This window comes from Amycolatopsis sp. WAC 01375, from assembly GCF_003947325.1.
Classification (GTDB): domain Bacteria; phylum Actinomycetota; class Actinomycetes; order Mycobacteriales; family Pseudonocardiaceae; genus Amycolatopsis.
The window spans coordinates 89679-105850 of record NZ_QHHW01000059.1 but is presented as its reverse complement, the minus strand read 5'-3'; the positions used below and the strand labels follow the sequence as shown (position 1 = coordinate 105850).

Sequence of the window (16172 nt, the reverse complement as noted above, 5' to 3'; positions counted from 1 at the left end):
GTTCGGGGTGGGAGGCGTTGTCCTACGGTGCCGATCCACGACCGGGTTCAGAGCCGGAATATCGGCTCGGACTCGGCGCCGAGTCCGGCCGGGGTCAGTTTTGACGAGTGGGTCGGACAGTGATGTCGCCGATCTCGACGTCGTCGGGTTGCTCGATGGCGAAGGCCACGGCACGCGCCACGGCGCCGGGCTCGATGGCGAGCGTCCGCATTCGGCTCTGCATCTGTTGCCGGACCTCGGGGTCGTCGAGGTAATCGACGAGCTCAGTGCTCACGAAGCCGGGCGAGATCGAGGTCGTGCGCAGAACGCCGTCGGTGGACTCCTGACGCAGCGCCTCCAGCAGCGTGCGGACCGCGTTCTTCGAGGCGGCGTAGACCGCCTGGGCCGGGACGATTTTCAGGCCCGAGGTCGACACGATGGTCACGAAATGTCCGCGCCCCTGCTCGCGGAACACCGGCAGCGCGGCCGCGATCCCATGCAGCACGCCACGCACGTTGACGTCGATCATCGCGTCCCAGTCGTCGACGTCGAGCTCGGCCACCGGAGCGATCCTGGCGATCCCGGCGTTGCCCACGAGGACGTCGAGGTGGTCGAACCGATCGACCGCCGCGGCGACCAACCGCTCGAGGTCCGCGCGCCGGGTGACATCCGTGGGCACCACCTCCGCGCGGCCGCCCGAGGCGCGGATCCGTTCGGCCAGCGCGGTGAGCCGGTCGGTGCGCCGGGCTCCGAGCACCACCGCCGCGCCCCGTGCGGCGAGTTCCAGCGCGGTCGCCTCGCCTATGCCGCTGCTCGATCCGGTGATGGCGACGACTTTGCCGCTGACTCCATTCATTGACGTTCTCCCGCTCTAAGCTGACAACTGTCCGGTTATGCTCCAAGGCTAGCCGGACAGTTGTCCACTTGCTCGTCGCGGTCAGGAAAAAGAGGTGAGGGTGTGCCCGCTCGTACACGTCGCTCGGACGCGGTCGCCAACCGCGAGCGCATCGTCGTCGCGGCGCGGGCGGCGCTGAGCGACTCCCCCGAAGTGGCCTTGGAACTCAAACTGCACCTGATCGCCAAGGCCGCGGGCGTCGGGCAGGGCACGCTCTACCGACACTTTCCGACCCGCGAGCACCTCTTGGCCGAGGTGTACCGGCACGAGATGGGCGAGCTGGTCGACGCGGTTCCGGCACTGCTCGCCGAACACCCGCCACTGGACGCCCTGACCCGGTGGCTGGACCGGCTGGTCGGATACGCACGGGTCAAACGCGGGGTCATGGCCGCGATCGAGGCATCGACCTGGCAGGACCTCTACGCAGACCACCACGGCCGACTCGGCGAGGCCCTCACGACACTGCTCGACCGGGGCGCCGCCGCGGGCGAGATGCGCGACGACATCGACGCCACCGACGTCATCCTGCTGCTCGGCGCGTTGTCGCGGGTCCCCGAGAAGGACTGGGACACCCGAGCCCGGAAACTGGTCGCCGTCATCCTCGACGGTCTGCGCCGCCGCTGAGAGCCGCAAAAGGATCACGCCAGGTGGTGGGATGGGCACACGTGTCCGTGCACTTCTCGTACGGCCCCAAGACCTTCACCAGTGCCACGACCGCGGAATCGCACGCACTGGTGGAGGCGGGACCGGTCCGCGCGGCGGACCTGGGCGGATCGGCCCCTCGTGTTCCCGGCGAGGTACCCCGCAACTCGCGGGTTGTCTCTTACTGCGGGTATCCATGTCGGATCGCGTCGATCAGCATGTGCACGAGTTGCTCCACGCTGACCTGCCACGTTTCTTTCGCCAGATGACCGCTGAGTTCCATTCCCGCGATGCCGTGTGCACTCGACATCAGCAGCGCGCCGAACCGAGGCGCGTCGGATTCGCCGACCATGTCCGCGACCAGGGCCAGGAACATGCCCTCGAGACGGCCTGCGGCCTCCAACGCGGCTGGTGTATCGGCCGGAGCACTGAACATCAGCGCGTACCGGTGCGGCCGTCGTCGAGCGACGTCGATCAACGCCAGAATGGCTCGCTCCAGCCGTATGTCCGAAGTGGACTCGAGGTTCGCACGAAGGTGCTCGACGTCGTCCGCCAGGGAACTCCACGCGTTGATGGCGAGCTGGGCCAGCAGATGTTCTTTGTTCTCGAAGTGCCCATAGGGCGCACCTCGTGAGACTCCTGCCCGAGCTCCGACCGCACGCAGGGTCACCGCGTCAGGACCGCCCTGGTCGAGCAGCTCGGAAGCAGCGCGGACAAGAGCTTGCCGCGTGGCCTCGGCGGTCTCGGTGCGCGTCACGCCGGCCATTCTAGTTGACAGTGTCATCCGAACTGGGCAGGCTATCCCATATGACAGTGTCACATGAATTCCTGCCCGACCTGACGGGCCGCACCATCGTCGTCACCGGGACGACCTCCGGCCTCGGCCTCGCCCTCTCCGGCGCGTTGGCGGCGGCCGGTGCCAGGGTCCTGATGACTGTTCGCGACGCCGAGCGTGGAGCGGCGGCCGTCGACCTGGTGCGAGCCGGGATCGACGGCACCGGGTCGGCCGAACCCGTTCTGCTCGACCTGGCCGACCTCTCCTCGGTGCGGGCCGCCGCCGCGGAGATCCGGGAACGCACCGGGGACCGGATCGACGTGCTGATCAACAACGCCGCGGTATCGCTGGGGCCGCACAGCCGGACCCGGGACGGTTTCGAGCTGCAGATCGGAACCAACCATCTCGCCCCGGCCGCGCTGACCTGGCTGTTGATGCCCGCGCTGCGGGCGGCAGGAGACCGCGGGCGACCCGCGCGGGTCGTGACGACGTCCAGCCTCGGCCACCGTACCGGCGGACTCGACCTCGCCGACCTGCATTGGGAGCGCCGGCGTTACTCGCCGACCCGCGCCTACGGAGCCTCCAAGCTCGCGAACCTCCTGTTCGCCGCGGAACTCGATCGGCGGCTGCGCACCGCCGGCGACCCGGTGCTGTCGATCGCCGCTCATCCGGGACTGACGACGTCACAGCTGCTGACCAACGCCCTTGCCCGCGGGAGTACGTGGAGGTCCCGCCTCCTCGTGCTGCCGGACCGATACCTCTCGCAGCCGGTCACCACCGGGGTCGCGCCCCAGCTCATCGCCGCCACCGGACCGGCCGAGGGTGGCGACTACCTTGGCCCGACCGGACCGTTCGAGATCCGCGGCCCGGCCGGGCCGGCACGCCGTTCGGCGGCCGCCAAGGACCTGGGGCTCGCGAACGAGCTCTGGCAGATCACGAGCGCCGCCACCGGGGTCACTCCAGACCCCGCCGGGCTGGAGCAAAGGTAGCCCGGTGGTTTCACCTCCGCGGGATTTGGAGGCCAAACCGGTCCTTTGGCGCGGAATCTCAGAACCAGCGGCACGCCGAGCGCACCGGGTCGGTGACGTGCTCTCGCAAATTCACGTGCACAGGGGTTTCGGACTTCCGTGCGGGCGACTCCGGACATCGACACCGGTGCCCGCGATGCTCGGGTGGAGCCGGGCTCGCCGTGCCGGTCACACACCGTGCCGCGCGGGCGGCGAGTCGGTGGAGGACGTCCAGCCGGACCTGATCATCCCCGTCGGCAAACGCAAGGGCGACAACCCGAGTCTCGCCAGCAGCTACCGGGCACTGGCCGAGCACGTCAGGCGGGAGGCGTACCCGGAAGCGATCGAGCAGGCTCACGCCGACTTCGCCGGCACGAAGACGATCAGCTGACCGAATTCATGTTGGTCAGGACCGGTGCGAGCGCCTAATCGACTGTCGCGAGTTCTTCGGGGACTCCGTGACAGCACGTTGTCAAGGGGCGTAACGATATTCGCGCGCCAAAAGCGGCGAGCTGCAAGCTGATGGTTCGTCGGGTCGACTGACCTGGAGGACAGCTTGGGGAACCGTACCGCGGGGCGACATCTGCTTGTCGAGCCGGCTCGCGCCGCTGTCCGGGTGAACCGCCCGCTCCCTGATGAACGAACCGTTCTTCTGGTCACCCACGACGGTGCTCGCCTCACTGTCGTCGACCAGATCGCCGAAGTCCCCGATGGGCGACTCCGCATTCCGATGGCATTCGTGAGAAATAGCCGGTACCGACTTCCCGTAATGGGGAACGCCGGTACCGGCGCCGAGACGCGGCATTGGCCGAAATGGAGCTATCGCTTACTCCATGTACTTCGGAGTGGCGCGTTCCTGGTAGACGCGGCGGACGCTGGTTCCCTTGCTGAGATCGGCGCCGTAGACGTGCAAGGTGATGGCGACGGTGTCGGTGGTGTTGTGCACCTGGTGGATGTCGTCGGGCGGCGCGACACCGCTGACCGAACCGGTGAGGCGTTCCCGCTGGGACTTCCGGACCAGGTGGTCGCCGTCGATGTCGAAGATGGTCTCCGTCTCGGTTCCTTGGAGGACAAGGAAAGTGCACCAGACGAGATGGTCGTGGATCTCGGTGCGCTGGCCGGGTCGCCACACCAGGGCGGTGATCGAGAAGTCGGCTTCGGCGTGCAGGGTGTTGCGGGTGTATCCCCCTCTGGACCCTTCTCGTTCGGCCGGGGTGAGGAGTTCGGGAGCCGGGTGGAGTTCGGTGAGAACGTTCGCCACGGCTTGCGCGGTGACGCGGGGTTCCGATGTGCGCCCGGTGCATTGTCGAAGTCGTTCGATCAGTTCCTCGAGGCCGGGCCTGACCAAGGTTTCCGGAGGATTGGACGCGACTGTCATGTGCACACTCCTTCTTGTTGGTTTCCGATCTCCTTCGGGGATGTCGAATCCGGTGAAGGTCCACCGGATATCAGAGGGTGCCGGTGAGGGCCTGCAGGCCCAGGCTCGACGCCGCGACGAGGACCCAGAGCAGGCCGCCGAGCAGCAAGGGACGGTGGCCCGCCTTGCGCAGGTCGGCGAGGCGCAGCGTCAGCCCGATCCCGGCCAGCGCCGTGGTGATCAGGAACGTGCCGAGGAAGGACAGCGCGGGGTGCCAGGAAGCGGGGATCGCGCCGAGGCTCTCCAGGGTGGCCGCCGCGATGAATCCGAGCAGGAACAGTGGGACGACCCGGCGCCAGGGCAGGCCGCGGAGGGTGAACCCGGTGCGCGGTTCCGCCGGGCCCGAGGTGGTGCGGTGGGCGGTCGAGATCGCCAGCGTGAGCACGATCGGGATCAGCGTCAGGGTCCTGGTCAGCTTGACGACGACGCCGTGGGGACCGGCGTCGCCGTCGTAGGCGAAGGAGGCCGCGACGACCGACGAGGTGTCGTTGATCGCAGTACCCGCCCAGAGCCCGAAGGCTTGCGGGCTCATTCCGAGGAGGTGCCCGAGCGGAGGGAACAGCAGGACAGCGGCGATGTTGAAGGTGAAGATCGTCCCGATGGCGTAAGCGATGTCGGCCTGCTTCGGTTTGATGACCGCCGCGGTGGCCGCGATCGCCGATGCCCCGCAGATCCCGGTGCCGACGGCGATCAGCGTCCGTGTGTCGCCGAGGACCCCGAGCCATCGGCCGAGCAGCCACGCGCCGCCGAGGGCGATGGCGAGGGTGCCCAGCATGACCGGAAGCGATTCTCCGCCGACCCGGAGGACCTCCTGCAAGGACAGGCCGGTACCGAGTATCACGATGGACAGTTGCAGCACCGGCTTCGAGGCCACGGCGTAGCCGGGTGTCCACCTCGTGGTCCGGAGCGCGGGGACCGCGGATGCGGCGATGACGCCGAGCAGGATGCCGAAGACCGGCCCGCCGACGACGGGAGCGGCGAGCCCGAGCCCGGTCGCAACGGCGGCGACGGTGACAGCGGCCAGTAGTCCGGGCGCGATCTCTTTGCCGTGGCGGAGCGGTGTCTTCTTGTCCGCCGGCGCGTCCCGCGTCGCGATCATGCGACCGGCCCGGATCTGAGCAGTGTCCGCTGTGACATCGACGGCCTCCAAATGTACGGACATCTACGCTAGGGGATGTCCGTACATTTGGCCAGAGGTACGCTCTGCGGCGATCGCTTGGAGGACGTGATGACCCAGCGGACGCTCGCCCGGTCGGGTGCCGAGCCGCTCTGGCGGCAGCTACAGCGAGAGTTGCTGGCCAGGCTCGACGCCGGAGACTTCACCGATCAGTTCCCCGGCGAACTCGCACTGGTCGAGGAATACGGCGTGAGCAGACATACCGTGCGGCAGGCCCTGCGGCAGCTGCGCGCGGACGGGGTGATCGTCGCCGAACGAGGACGACAGCCCCGGGTCGCGCCCCCAGCCGAGATCGCTCAGCCGTTGGGGGCGCTCTACAGTCTTTTCGCGTCGGTGGAAGCCGCCGGTCTGCCGCAGCACAGCGTCGTTCGCTTCTTCGACGTCCGAGCCGACGCGCTCGTCGCCGAACGCCTCGACCTCGAAGCGTCCACCCCGCTGGTCTACCTCGAACGTCTGCGCTTGGCGGGCGACGAGCCGTTGGCGCTGGATCGGGTCTGGCTACCGGCGGACCTGGCGAGACCCCTGATGGCCGCCGACTTCAGTCACACCAGCCTCTACACCGAGCTGGCCGCGCGCGCCGGAGTCAAGCTCGATCGCGGTCGCGAAGAGGTCCACGCGGTCATCCCGACAGCCGCCGAACGCAGGCAGCTCGCCTGCGCGCACGACGTCGCGGCGTTCGCGATCAACCGGCTCAGCCACTCCCGTGATCGCGCGGTCGAATGGCGGCACACTTTGGTTCGTGGCGACCGCTATGCCCTGACCGCGGAGTTCTCGGCCGCCGGCTACCGCTTGGTCGCTCCAGACTGAACTTCGGCGGTGTCTCTCGACCGGCGAACCATCCGGCTCCAGGAGCGACCCGAGCGTGATCACCATCGCCGCATGCCGGGCACAGCACCGCGCTGGCGCCGCTCCGGGTGGCTGCCTTTCCGTTCGTCCGCGAAGGAATGTCCGCTGGAGCGTTGGCCGTCAGGGAGCCTGACCGTGCTCCGAGTGTTCACAAAGGACACCTCTCGGCGGCAAGACGACTGATTCATGCCCATATGTACGGTTTTGTCGTGAAGAGTCCTGCACAGCCACTGCCCCCAATGCCACATTGGAGTCGCTCAGCGCTCCCAATGTGGCATTGGGGACATCAGTCCCGCGACCTGAGCCTCGACCGGCCACCGACACCTCACCAGTCACAACCACTCACGCCACCTTCACGGAATCGACCATCCAGGCTGTACGTGGTCATCGGCCGCCCAGATTTCTTGAAGGCGCCTGAGACGTTCCGCCTCGCTCGTCCGTAACCATCAAAAGAGCTGAGCGCAACGATTCATCCGGCCACAAGGACTTCACTTTGAACACAACAACGAAACTCGCCGCCTACGGTGCGGCGCTCGCCCTGGTCGGCGGTGGAGCCTGGGGCATCGAAAAGGCCGTCGGTCCGTTCGGGAGCATGGCCGGAGTCGAGGCCGCGGGGGTCGAGCAGAGTGACGAACCCGGCGGTCTCGCGTCGTCCAAGTCGTTCCGAACCCGAACGGTTCACCGGCGATGACCCGCCCGGACGGCAGCCAGAGAGAGGTGTCCCGCCGCAAGCGGACTGTGGCGTCATCACCGTTGGCCAGGGTGTGACGCGATCCGGGACGAAAGAGCTGTTCGTAGTCTGGGGCCCGCAGTGGCATCTGCCGACCTTGGCCAGCGCTACGCCGAGCAATGCGAAGATTGCCCGATTGTTCCCGGGTGTGGGTTGAAAAGGGAACAGGGGCCGGGTCTGCCCGCCGCCGCGCGGCCCTCCTTGCCTGCGCTGAAGGAACTTATTGGGGGGTAAGGCAAAGGTGGCGCCGAGATCGGTGCCGCTCCGCTGCCCTGATGCGCCCAATGTGGCATGGGAGACGTTCACCGTCTCCCATGCCACATTGGGCGCACTCGACTCGCCACCTTTGCCTTACCCCTCGATAAGTGTCGTTCTGGCGACCAGAAACACTCACGAGAATCGCGATCGTCGTCCAGAGATTGGCGGACAACCCCTTCGTGGCCAGTGGGTTTCGTTTCGGCCTCGCCAGGTTCGGATCTCTCAGGTTTTTCGTGCCGCGAGCTCGGCGAGCATCGCGTTGTAGGCATCGAGTTCGTCGTCGCCTCTGCGGTCGGTTCGCCGTGCTTTGCGTTCGTCGCTTCGTGCCCACTGGGCCAGCAGTGCCACGACCATGACGACCATCGGGAGTTCGCCGCTCGCCCAGGCGATCCCTCCGCCGAGCCGTTGGTCGGCCAACAGATCGCCGACCCACGTCAGATCGAGGTAGTGGTAGTAGGTGTAGCCGATGACGGTCTGGGAACTCATCAAGGCGACGCCGAAGAAGGCGTGAAACGGCATCACCGCGAACAGCATGCCCAGCCGGGCCAGATGGGGCAGTTCGCGCGGGGTGCGGTCGGTGCCGACCACGACCCAGGCGAACAGATAGCCCGTGATCAGGAAATGTGCCTTCATCACCTGGTGGGCCCAATGGAAGGGCATGGCCTTGTCGAACAAACCGGAGAAGTACAGCCCGTAGAACGAACCCGTGTAGAGCACCGTCGCCATCGCGGGATGGGCGAAGAACTTCGTGACCGGTGCGTGCAACAGCGAAACGATCCAGTCCCGCGGACCGGGAGGCGCGTCCGCACCCGCCGTGGGCAGGGCTCGCAACGCGAGCGTGACCGGGCCGCCGAGTACCAGCAGGACCGGCGCGAACATGGTGAGCGCCATATGCGTGATCATGTGCAGGCTGAAAGTGCCGGGTGCGTAGACGCCGAGCCCGGACGACGTGACGACGACGATCACGGCACAGCCCGCGAGCCAGGCCGCGGTCCGGCCGGGCGGCCAGTGGTCGCCGCGCCCTCGGAGCCGCCGGACTCCGACGAGATACACCACCACGGCGATCACCGCGGCACTTCCGAAGAGCAGGTCGGGCCGCCAACCGAGGAGCATTCGAGCAAGCGTTGGTGGAGCGTCGAGGTTGTAGCCCAGCAGGGTCTCCTGAACCGTGGCCGGATCCGCGATGAAGGAGGGCGGGATCAGGACGGTCAGCGCGACCGAGCCACCCGTCGCCATCGCGAGCAGGACCAGTTCCGTGAGCATCAGACGCCTGCGCGGGCCCCGCCGCCCCCAGGCCATTCGCGCGAGACCGGCACCGATGATCAGCGAGGTCTCGATCGCGAGCACGAGTCCGTACCGGCCGAACAGGCCATCCGGCCGGGCCAGGACGATGCCGCCGATCGGTCCCGAAAGGACGACGATGCCGAAGCACACCGTCGACAGTCGCCGGTACCGGCGGAGGAACGGTTCCGCTGCCGTGGAACGGCTCAGCCGTGCGATCAGCGCGATCAGCGAGCCCAGCCAGATACTTGCCGCTGGCGCGTGCAAGAGGAGCGCGTTGGTCGCCAGATCGTGCCCGGCGCCGACAGCGGCCCGGCCGACGGCGGCCAGCGGCAGGGCACCGGCCAACGCGGCGGCCGCGGCGGTGACCGCGGTGCGCCAAGCCAGCGCCTGCCGGGCGACGATGGACGCGATGGCGGCCGCGGCCGCCACGCAGAGCCAGGCTTTGGGCTCTTCGGTGGCGCTCATCGTGGGGACGAGAACCTCAGGCCGCAGAGTCTCCTCGATCGGCAGACCCGCGGCGACGGCCGCCGAGAACGGGACCGCTGTCACCGCCATGACGAACCAGCCGGCACCGCATCCCGCGGCGAAGCGGACGGCCTCGTAAGCGTCGGCCGAAAGCCTGCCGTCCTTCCGGCCCTGCGCGATGAACGAGGCGAAGACCAGCCCGCCGAGGCAACCGGCCTCCGCGATCACCGCCAGGAATCGCACGATGGCGAATCCGAAGGTGGTCGACGGTCCCGGATTCGCGTTACCCAGTGGGGTGTACACATCGCCGGCCGTGGCGACCATCAGGAGCAGGAGGGCGAGCCCGGCCAGGACGGCCGCGACGAACGGGCCACGGCGCGGAGAGGTCTTCACCCCCTAAGCGTCGGCTGGCGGAGGGGGGCGGTTCCTCCGAGTGAGGGTGATGTGGACCACGCCGCCATCGTCGGCGATCAGATATGTCCACTGTGGACAAGCTGAGTTCTGGGAACCGGCGGCGAGAAGCGATCTCTCAGGAGCAGGAGCCAGGTCTCGCCGCCGGCCTTGGTGCGTGGACGACGGCATGCGCCCCGACGGCACCGTGTCCACTATGGAGTTGTCGTTCGGCGTGGGCGCGAGGTTTCCGGATTTCGGGCACATAAGAGTGCCCTTTCGTGCCGGTCGCGGACCGGCAGGCACGAATGAGATGGACGGCGCCCGCATGATCTTCACAGCCGCGGTTGGTGACCACTTCCCCCTCAGGGGAATGGTCGAGTATGGCCCGTCCGCGACGCCGGCAGGCAATTCCCAGGGTTTTCACAGAAGCTCTCAGAGATCGGTCAGCCCGGCTCGGCAAGGTCGATGCCATGACAACGATCGAAGTAAAGGGGCTGTCCAAACGGTACGGGCCCGACACCGTGGTGGACGACCTGTCGTTCACCGTCGAACCCGGGCAGGTGACCGGATTCCTCGGGCCGAACGGGGCGGGCAAGTCCACCACCATGAAGATGATCATGGGTTTGGCGGCGCCCACCCGAGGGTCGGTCAAGATCGGCGGACGCCGGTATACCGACTTGCCCGTACCGCTGACCGAGGTGGGCGCGCTGCTCGACGCCGGCGCGGTCCACGGCGGCCGGAAGGCGTACGACCACCTTTTGGTGCTCGCGGTGAGCAACGGGCTGCCCCGGCAGAGGGTCGGCGAAGTGCTCGCCCGGACCGGGCTCGAGGACGTGGCGGGCAAACGAGCGGGAGGGTTCTCGCTCGGTATGCGGCAGCGGCTCGGCATCGCGGCGGCCCTGCTGGGTGATCCGAGGGTGCTGATCTTCGACGAGCCGGTGAACGGCCTGGATCCCGAGGGTATCCGGTGGATCCGGGACTTCATGCGTTCCATGGCGCGCGAAGGCCGGGCGGTGCTGGTTTCCAGTCACCTCATGAGCGAGATGGCGCAGACCGCCGATCACCTGGTCGTGGTCGGCCGGGGAAGGCTCATCGCTGATACCGGGATGAGCGAGTTCCTGCGGTCCAACGGCGAGGGCACTGTGCTCGTCCGTACGGCGGAGCGGGACTCCTTCGCGCTCTCGTTGACCGCGGCCGGGGCCGTTGTGCGGGAAGGGCTCGAGTCTTCGCTCGTGGTTTCCGGCATGACGAGTGCCGAGATCGGCAAGCTCGCCGCGTACCACGGCATCGCGCTCGGCGAACTCACTCCGCAACAACCCTCGTTGGAGGAAGCGTTCATGGAACTGACGAAGGACAGTGTCGAGTACCAGGGGGCCGCCGCATGAACTGGCTCGCGGCAAAGTCTGAAGTGGCCTTCGCACACACTCTCCACGCGGAGTGGATCAAACTCCGCAGCCTGCGTTCCACCTGGTACACCCTGGCCGGGCTCTTCGTGGTCGGACTCGGCATCACGGCCATCTCCATGAGCTCCGCCGGGACGACGTACGAGACGTCGACGCCCGCGGAACAGGCGGTTTGGGATCCGACCGGTCTCAGCTTGAAGTCCTTCATCCTCGCCCAGCTGATCATCGGCGTGGTGGGTCTCCTGATCATCACCTCCGAGTACGCGACCGGCTCGATCCAGTCGTCGCTGGCGGCCACGCCCCGCAGGCATCGGCTGCTGGCGGCGAAGGCGGTGCTGGCCACCGTCATCGGGCTGGTGGCGGGCCAAGTACTGATGTTCGTGTCGTTCTTCCTCGGACAGGCGCTCTTGGCCGCTCAGGACGTGCCGAACGCGGCGCTGGGTGATCCCGGCGTGTTCTCCGCCGTGGCGGGCGGGGGGCTTTACCTCTCGGCCATCGCGCTGCTCGCGGTCGGGCTCGGTGTGCTCATGCGAGCCACCGCCGGAGCACTGGCCACCCTGGTGGGAATCGTCTTCCTGGTGCCTGCCATCGCCGGCCTCTTCCCCGCGCTCGAAGGCCTTTTCGCCTTTTGGCCGACGCGGGGTGCGGCCGCGATCCTCGCGACGGTCCCGGATCCCGCCTACCCGGACCCTTGGCTGAACCTGGGTGGGATGTGCGTCGGGGTCTTGGTCGTAGTGGCGGCCGGGTTCGTCGTCCTGCGGCGCCGTGACGTGTGACGGCCTTCGTATCCTGGCGGAGTGGAACGATCAAGTCGGGCGATGACGCCTCATGGACGCGCTGAGCGGCTCCTGGTGGTGGACGACGAGGCCACCGTCCGGGAGCTGCTCTCCGCCACCCTGCGGTTCGCGGGATTCCACGTGACCTCCGTGTCGACCGGCGCCGAGGCGGTTGCCTCGGCCGACGGTGAGCCGCCCGATCTGGTGCTGCTCGACGTCATGCTGCCGGACATGGACGGCTTCGAGGTGGTCCGGCGGCTGCGACGGCAGCGATCGGCAGGCCGCGGCGGGCCGGTCCCTGTCCTGTTCCTCACGGCCAGGGATCGTCAGGCCGACAAGGTCACCGGTCTCTCGCTCGGTGCCGACGACTACGTCACGAAGCCCTTCGACCTGGAAGAGCTGATCGCCCGGATCCGGGCGATCCTCCGCCGCACGTCCGGTCACCAGACCGACCTGCTGACGGTGGGCACGATCGAGCTCGACGTCGACGGGCATCAGGTGAGCAGGGCAGGGCGGCCGATCCATGTCACCGCCACCGAATTCCGGCTGTTGCGCTACCTGATGGAGAACGCGGGCCTGGTGGTGTCCAAAACGCAGATCCTCGACCGCGTCTGGGACTACGACTTCGAGGGGGACGCCAGCATCGTCGACACCTACATCTCCTACTTGCGGCGCAAGGTCGACATCGAAGAACCCAAACTCATCCATACGGTGCACAGCGTGGGTTACGTGATGCGGGAACCGCGGCAGTGAGCCGGTTTTCGTTGCGGGTCAGGCTGCTGCTGCTCACTTCGGGGCTGTTGCTGGCCGGGCTGAGCCTCATCAGCGCGGTCGTCTCCGATCGTGTGGAGCGCTATCAGCTCGACCGGATCGACAACCAGCTGCGCTCGGTCACCACGGTGATCTCGCGGGTGCCCGCCACGGGACCGCCCGATATCGGGAACTCCCTCGCGCGCCCCGAGCTCCGCGACTCCGCTCCCGACGCCATCGGCGTTCCTTATCTGGTCTACCTGGACGCGGCGGGTGCGGTGACGGGCGACCTCCACGCTTCCCGGCTGGACGGTTCGGCTTTGCCGCCCCGCGAAGAGCTGCGCACGATCCCCGCCACCGGGACTGCCGTCGACCTGCGCGCCGCGGACGGGTCCGGACGCTGGCGAGCCGTCGGCCTGCCGACCACGGGATGGCAGGGGACGGTGATCGCGGCCGCGCCCTTGACCGAGGCCGAAGCCACCATCGCGCAGCTCCGGGCGGCCAGCATCGTCAGCGGTGCCGTGCTGCTCGTCCTACTGACGACGGCCGGCTGGTTCGCGCTCGGTCATGGCCTGCGGCCGCTGCGCCGGATCGAGCACACCGCCGCCGCGATCGCCGGGGGAGACCTTTCCCGCCGTGTACCGGTTCTCGCATCACCCGGGACGGAGATCGGGCACCTGGCGACCTCGCTGAACACCATGTTCGGCCAGCTCGAACAGGCCTTCGCCGACCGTGCCGCGTCCGAGAACCGGATGCGCGTCTTCGTCGCGGACGTCAGTCACGAGCTGCGCACGCCTCTCGTCGGCATCAAAGGCTGGACCGAGCTCTGGCGGATGGGTGCGCTGCCGGCGCGGGCCGACATCGACAAGGCGATGCGGCGAATCGACCGCGAGTCCATCCGGCTCACCGCCCTCACCGAGGATCTCCTGCTGCTCGCTCAGCTCGACGACGCACCGGAGGCACAGCTTGATCGGGCGCCGATGGACTTGCGGACCTTCGCGGGCGACGCCCGGCACGATTTGCGCGCCCTGGACCCGTCCCGGCCGATCGAGTTGACCGGGCCGGGCGGCGCCGGCTCGCCCGGCCCCGCGCCGGTCCATGCCGACGAGGCTCGGCTGCGGCAGGTCGTGATCAACCTCGTGGGCAACGCCGCCGCCCACACCCCGCCTGGCACACCTGTCCGGATCGGTGTCGGCACGGTGGAAGGCCATTCTGTGCTCGAAGTGGCGGACGCGGGCCCGGGGATGACGGCCGAGCAGGCGGACCGCGCCTTCGATCGCTTCTACCGGGCCGACCGCTCCCGGAGCCGCTCCGGTGGCGCCAATGCGGGGCTCGGGCTCGCCATCGCCCGTTCTCTGGCCAGGGCCCATGGTGGCGACGTCGAGCTGGTGACCGCTCTCGGTGAGGGCGCTTGTTTCCGGCTGACCCTGCCGGAAACAGGCGATCCTGCCGACGTGTGAGTGGCGTTCGGTGTCATACGGAGGGCACGAAGTCCTCGCCGGTTCTGTCGCGGTCAGGGGCGCTCGACAGCGCGGTCCGGTAATGCCATGAGCCGTCGTAATTCAGGTCCGGCCAATGCCGCCAGCGGCGACCTCTCCTGCGTTGTGCGGACCAGCTCGTCGCGGCCGCGGCCGCCCTCTCGAGCCCCAGCTGAACTCCGTCGGACTCAATGTGAGCGGCCTGCTCACGCTGACTCACGCGATCGGCACCGAGCTGGCTTCCCGCGGTTCCGGTGGAATCATCAATGTCTCGTCCACCGCGGCCTTCCAACCCATGCCGTACCAGGCCAGCTATGCCGCGACCAAGGCCTTCGTGCTCTCCTTCTCCGAAGCGCTGGCCGAGGAACCGCGGGGGACCGGGGTGCACGTCATGGTCGCGCACCCCGGCGCGATCTCGACCGGGTTCTTCGACGGCACCTCGGCCACGATCGACCCCCGGGTGGCCGACGAACCGGCCAGGGTCGCCGCCCGCACCCTCGACGACTACGCCCGGCGGCGCGCGGTCTCTTACCCGGCCAAAGCCAGTGCGGCGACGGCCGCGCGGAGGAAGATCATGCCGGACAGTGTGCCGACGAACCGCGAAGCAGTCATGATCGTCAGCCCTTGGCTGCCCGTTCGACCCGGCGAACGAGCCCGGTCGAACGGGACGCGGAAGTCATCGTGAGACCTGGCTCGCGGGTGCTGAAGGTACGACTTGCCGGCTGATCAGCAGCGGTAGGAGGATCATGACGGCGGCGCACCAAGGGAGCAGGCCCGTTCCCAGTGGCAGCAGGAGACCGCCGATGAGTGCTCCGCCGGCGACGGCGCCGTTCCAGGCCGCGATCGTGAGTGATTGGGCGGCGTCGGCCGTGGGGCCCGCGATGAGGGCGGTGACGGCCTGGAAGGCGGTCGGCGCGCCGCCGAACGCCAGTCCCCACAGGCAGGCGGCGGCCAGGACCACGCCGTGGATCCCGTCACTGAGCCCCACGAGAACGACAGCCGCGGCCGTCAGGCCGGTACAACACGTCAGCACGGCGCGCGGATGGCCGTCGAGCGCGGTACCGACCGCCAATAACCCGCCCACCGTCGCGCACCCGAACACCAGCAGGGCCGCCCCCAGCATTCCCACAGCGTCGAGGCCGGCGAGGATCGGGCCGATGTAGGTGTAGGCCACGTTGTGCCCCAACGAGAACAGCGCCACCGTCGCCAGCAGCGCCCGCATTCCGGGCAGCCGTGACGCGGTCAGCGGCCGGGTGGGGCGAGTCGGATCCGCGAGGACGGCGGGAACCGCGGCGAGCACCCACGCCAGCAGTGGCACGGTGATCAGCGCCATCGCGGCGAACGCCCAGCGCCAGTCGGCCAGTTCGCCGAGCGCGGTGCCGGCGGGCACGCCGAGGGCGAAACCGATCGGGGTGCCCGACATGGCCACGGCCAGCGCGCGCCCGGTGAGCCCAGGCGGCGCGAGGCGCATCGCGTAGCCCGCGACGAGCGACCACATCACCCCGGTCAGCGCACCGGAAACCACCCGTGTCGCCAGGATCAGCGGGTACGACGAGGACACGGCGATCAGCAGGTTGGTGCCCAGGAAGCCGATGATCAACGCCAGCAGCAACACCTTGCGCGGCACGCGCAGCGTCGCGGTGGTGAGCGGGATCGCCGTCAGTGCGGTGGTGATCGCGTAGACGGTCACCAGCTGGCCGGTCGCCGCCTGGGACACGCCGAGGTCCTCGGACATGTTCAGCAACAGCCCAGCGGGGAGGACCTCGGCGAGGCAACCGAGGAAGACCGTCGTCGTCAGCGCGAGCAGCGCACGGAAGGGCAGCATGCCTCGACGATCGCTTCCCAGCGGGCGCGCGGGTACTTCCGGACGACCATGCCGTGGGGTTATCGGCGTGGA

General features: G+C 68.4%; 17 protein-coding genes. 10 read left to right on the top strand and 7 right to left on the bottom strand.

Annotation, left to right across the window (positions count from 1 at the left end; translation table 11 throughout):
- Positions 1 to 94: 94 nt before the first annotated feature.
- Positions 95 to 835 carry an SDR family oxidoreductase gene (locus DL991_RS40050; protein ID WP_125789548.1) on the bottom strand — a complete coding sequence of 247 codons (741 nt, stop codon included), beginning with the start codon at positions 833 to 835 and terminating at the stop codon, positions 95 to 97.
- 102 nt (positions 836 to 937) lie between these two features.
- On the opposite strand from DL991_RS40050, the gene DL991_RS40045 reads away from it, so the two are divergent.
- On the top strand, positions 938 to 1498 hold the full coding sequence (locus tag DL991_RS40045; protein ID WP_125789547.1) for a TetR/AcrR family transcriptional regulator: 561 nt from the start codon (positions 938 to 940) through the stop codon (positions 1496 to 1498).
- A gap of 199 nt (positions 1499 to 1697) precedes the next feature.
- On the opposite strand, the gene DL991_RS40040 is transcribed toward DL991_RS40045, so the two are convergent.
- On the bottom strand, positions 1698 to 2273 hold the full coding sequence (locus DL991_RS40040) for a TetR/AcrR family transcriptional regulator (protein ID WP_125789546.1): 576 nt from the start codon (positions 2271 to 2273) through the stop codon (positions 1698 to 1700).
- Positions 2274 to 2323: 50 nt separating this feature from the next.
- On the opposite strand from DL991_RS40040, the gene DL991_RS40035 reads away from it, so the two are divergent.
- The gene (locus DL991_RS40035; RefSeq protein WP_125789545.1) at positions 2324 to 3280 is read left to right on the top strand and encodes an SDR family NAD(P)-dependent oxidoreductase; all 957 of its coding nucleotides are present in this window, start codon (positions 2324 to 2326) and stop codon (positions 3278 to 3280) included.
- A gap of 175 nt (positions 3281 to 3455) precedes the next feature.
- A complete protein-coding gene (locus DL991_RS40030) occupies positions 3456 to 3689 on the top strand; it encodes a hypothetical protein (protein ID WP_199754269.1) in 234 nt (77 codons plus the stop codon).
- 81 nt (positions 3690 to 3770) lie between these two features.
- Here DL991_RS40030 and DL991_RS42800 read toward each other — a convergent pair whose 3' ends face one another.
- The 3 genes from DL991_RS42800 to DL991_RS40015 form a co-directional block, all read right to left on the bottom strand.
- Positions 3771 to 4103, bottom strand: a complete 333-nt coding sequence (locus DL991_RS42800) for a hypothetical protein (RefSeq protein WP_158634500.1) — start codon at positions 4101 to 4103, stop codon at positions 3771 to 3773.
- A 21-nt stretch (positions 4104 to 4124) separates the two neighbouring features.
- Entirely contained in the window at positions 4125 to 4559 is a 435-nt protein-coding gene (locus DL991_RS40020) for a cysteine dioxygenase family protein (RefSeq protein ID WP_233599282.1), read from the bottom strand.
- Positions 4560 to 4746: 187 nt separating this feature from the next.
- Positions 4747 to 5877: a YeiH family protein gene (locus tag DL991_RS40015; protein WP_233599280.1), complete on the bottom strand. Its 1131-nt coding sequence runs from the start codon at positions 5875 to 5877 to the stop codon at positions 4747 to 4749.
- A 66-nt stretch (positions 5878 to 5943) separates the two neighbouring features.
- Here DL991_RS40015 and DL991_RS40010 point away from each other — a divergent pair, with 66 nt between their 5' ends.
- Together DL991_RS40010 and DL991_RS40005 are read left to right on the top strand one after the other, a co-directional pair.
- Complete coding sequence (locus DL991_RS40010; RefSeq protein WP_125789543.1) at positions 5944 to 6699, top strand: GntR family transcriptional regulator; 756 nt, start codon at positions 5944 to 5946, stop codon at positions 6697 to 6699.
- Positions 6700 to 7231: 532 nt separating this feature from the next.
- Positions 7232 to 7429 (top strand): hypothetical protein, encoded by a 198-nt coding sequence (locus DL991_RS40005; RefSeq protein ID WP_125789542.1) that lies wholly within the window; start codon positions 7232 to 7234, stop codon positions 7427 to 7429.
- 519 nt (positions 7430 to 7948) lie between these two features.
- Here DL991_RS40005 and DL991_RS40000 read toward each other — a convergent pair.
- Positions 7949 to 9868 (bottom strand): cytochrome c oxidase assembly protein, encoded by a 1920-nt coding sequence (locus DL991_RS40000; protein WP_233599278.1) that lies wholly within the window; start codon positions 9866 to 9868, stop codon positions 7949 to 7951.
- 470 nt (positions 9869 to 10338) lie between these two features.
- Here DL991_RS40000 and DL991_RS39995 point away from each other — a divergent pair, with 470 nt between their 5' ends.
- From DL991_RS39995 to DL991_RS39975, 5 genes are all read left to right on the top strand, one after another.
- Positions 10339 to 11253 (top strand): ABC transporter ATP-binding protein, encoded by a 915-nt coding sequence (locus tag DL991_RS39995; protein WP_125789541.1) that lies wholly within the window; start codon positions 10339 to 10341, stop codon positions 11251 to 11253.
- Between the two features lie 23 nt (positions 11254 to 11276).
- The gene (locus DL991_RS39990) at positions 11277 to 12047 is read left to right on the top strand and encodes an ABC transporter permease (protein ID WP_233599276.1); all 771 of its coding nucleotides are present in this window, start codon (positions 11277 to 11279) and stop codon (positions 12045 to 12047) included.
- Between the two features lie 42 nt (positions 12048 to 12089).
- On the top strand, positions 12090 to 12800 hold the full coding sequence (locus DL991_RS39985) for a response regulator transcription factor (RefSeq protein WP_125789597.1): 711 nt from the start codon (positions 12090 to 12092) through the stop codon (positions 12798 to 12800).
- Positions 12797 to 14257: a cell wall metabolism sensor histidine kinase WalK gene (locus DL991_RS39980; protein ID WP_125789539.1), complete on the top strand. Its 1461-nt coding sequence runs from the start codon at positions 12797 to 12799 to the stop codon at positions 14255 to 14257. The genes DL991_RS39985 and DL991_RS39980 overlap by 4 nt, the downstream gene beginning before the upstream one ends.
- 211 nt (positions 14258 to 14468) lie before the next feature.
- Positions 14469 to 14960 carry an SDR family oxidoreductase gene (locus DL991_RS39975; RefSeq protein ID WP_199754267.1) on the top strand — a complete coding sequence of 164 codons (492 nt, stop codon included), beginning with the start codon at positions 14469 to 14471 and terminating at the stop codon, positions 14958 to 14960.
- Here the strand turns inward: DL991_RS39975 and DL991_RS39970 are convergent.
- Positions 14952 to 16100, bottom strand: a complete 1149-nt coding sequence (locus DL991_RS39970) for an MFS transporter (protein WP_125789537.1) — start codon at positions 16098 to 16100, stop codon at positions 14952 to 14954. The two genes, DL991_RS39975 and DL991_RS39970, sit on opposite strands and share 9 nt — an antisense overlap.
- Between the last annotated feature and the right edge of the window lie 72 nt (positions 16101 to 16172).

What these genes read in the sequence shown, in the direction of transcription:
- DL991_RS40050 (WP_125789548.1), bottom strand. Translation starts at nt 835, where the DNA reads ATGAATGGAGTCAGCGGCAAAGTCGTCGCCATCACCGGATCGAGCAGC.
- DL991_RS40035 (WP_125789545.1), top strand. Translation starts at nt 2,324, where the DNA reads ATGACAGTGTCACATGAATTCCTGCCCGACCTGACGGGCCGCACCATC.
- DL991_RS40030 (WP_199754269.1), top strand. Translation starts at nt 3,456, where the DNA reads ATGCTCGGGTGGAGCCGGGCTCGCCGTGCCGGTCACACACCGTGCCGC.
- DL991_RS42800 (WP_158634500.1), bottom strand. Translation starts at nt 4,103, where the DNA reads ATGCCGCGTCTCGGCGCCGGTACCGGCGTTCCCCATTACGGGAAGTCG.
- DL991_RS40015 (WP_233599280.1), bottom strand. Translation starts at nt 5,877, where the DNA reads ATGTCCGTACATTTGGAGGCCGTCGATGTCACAGCGGACACTGCTCAG.
- DL991_RS40010 (WP_125789543.1), top strand. Translation starts at nt 5,944, where the DNA reads ATGACCCAGCGGACGCTCGCCCGGTCGGGTGCCGAGCCGCTCTGGCGG.
- DL991_RS39995 (WP_125789541.1), top strand. Translation starts at nt 10,339, where the DNA reads ATGACAACGATCGAAGTAAAGGGGCTGTCCAAACGGTACGGGCCCGAC.
- DL991_RS39985 (WP_125789597.1), top strand. Translation starts at nt 12,090, where the DNA reads ATGACGCCTCATGGACGCGCTGAGCGGCTCCTGGTGGTGGACGACGAG.
- DL991_RS39970 (WP_125789537.1), bottom strand. Translation starts at nt 16,100, where the DNA reads ATGCTGCCCTTCCGTGCGCTGCTCGCGCTGACGACGACGGTCTTCCTC.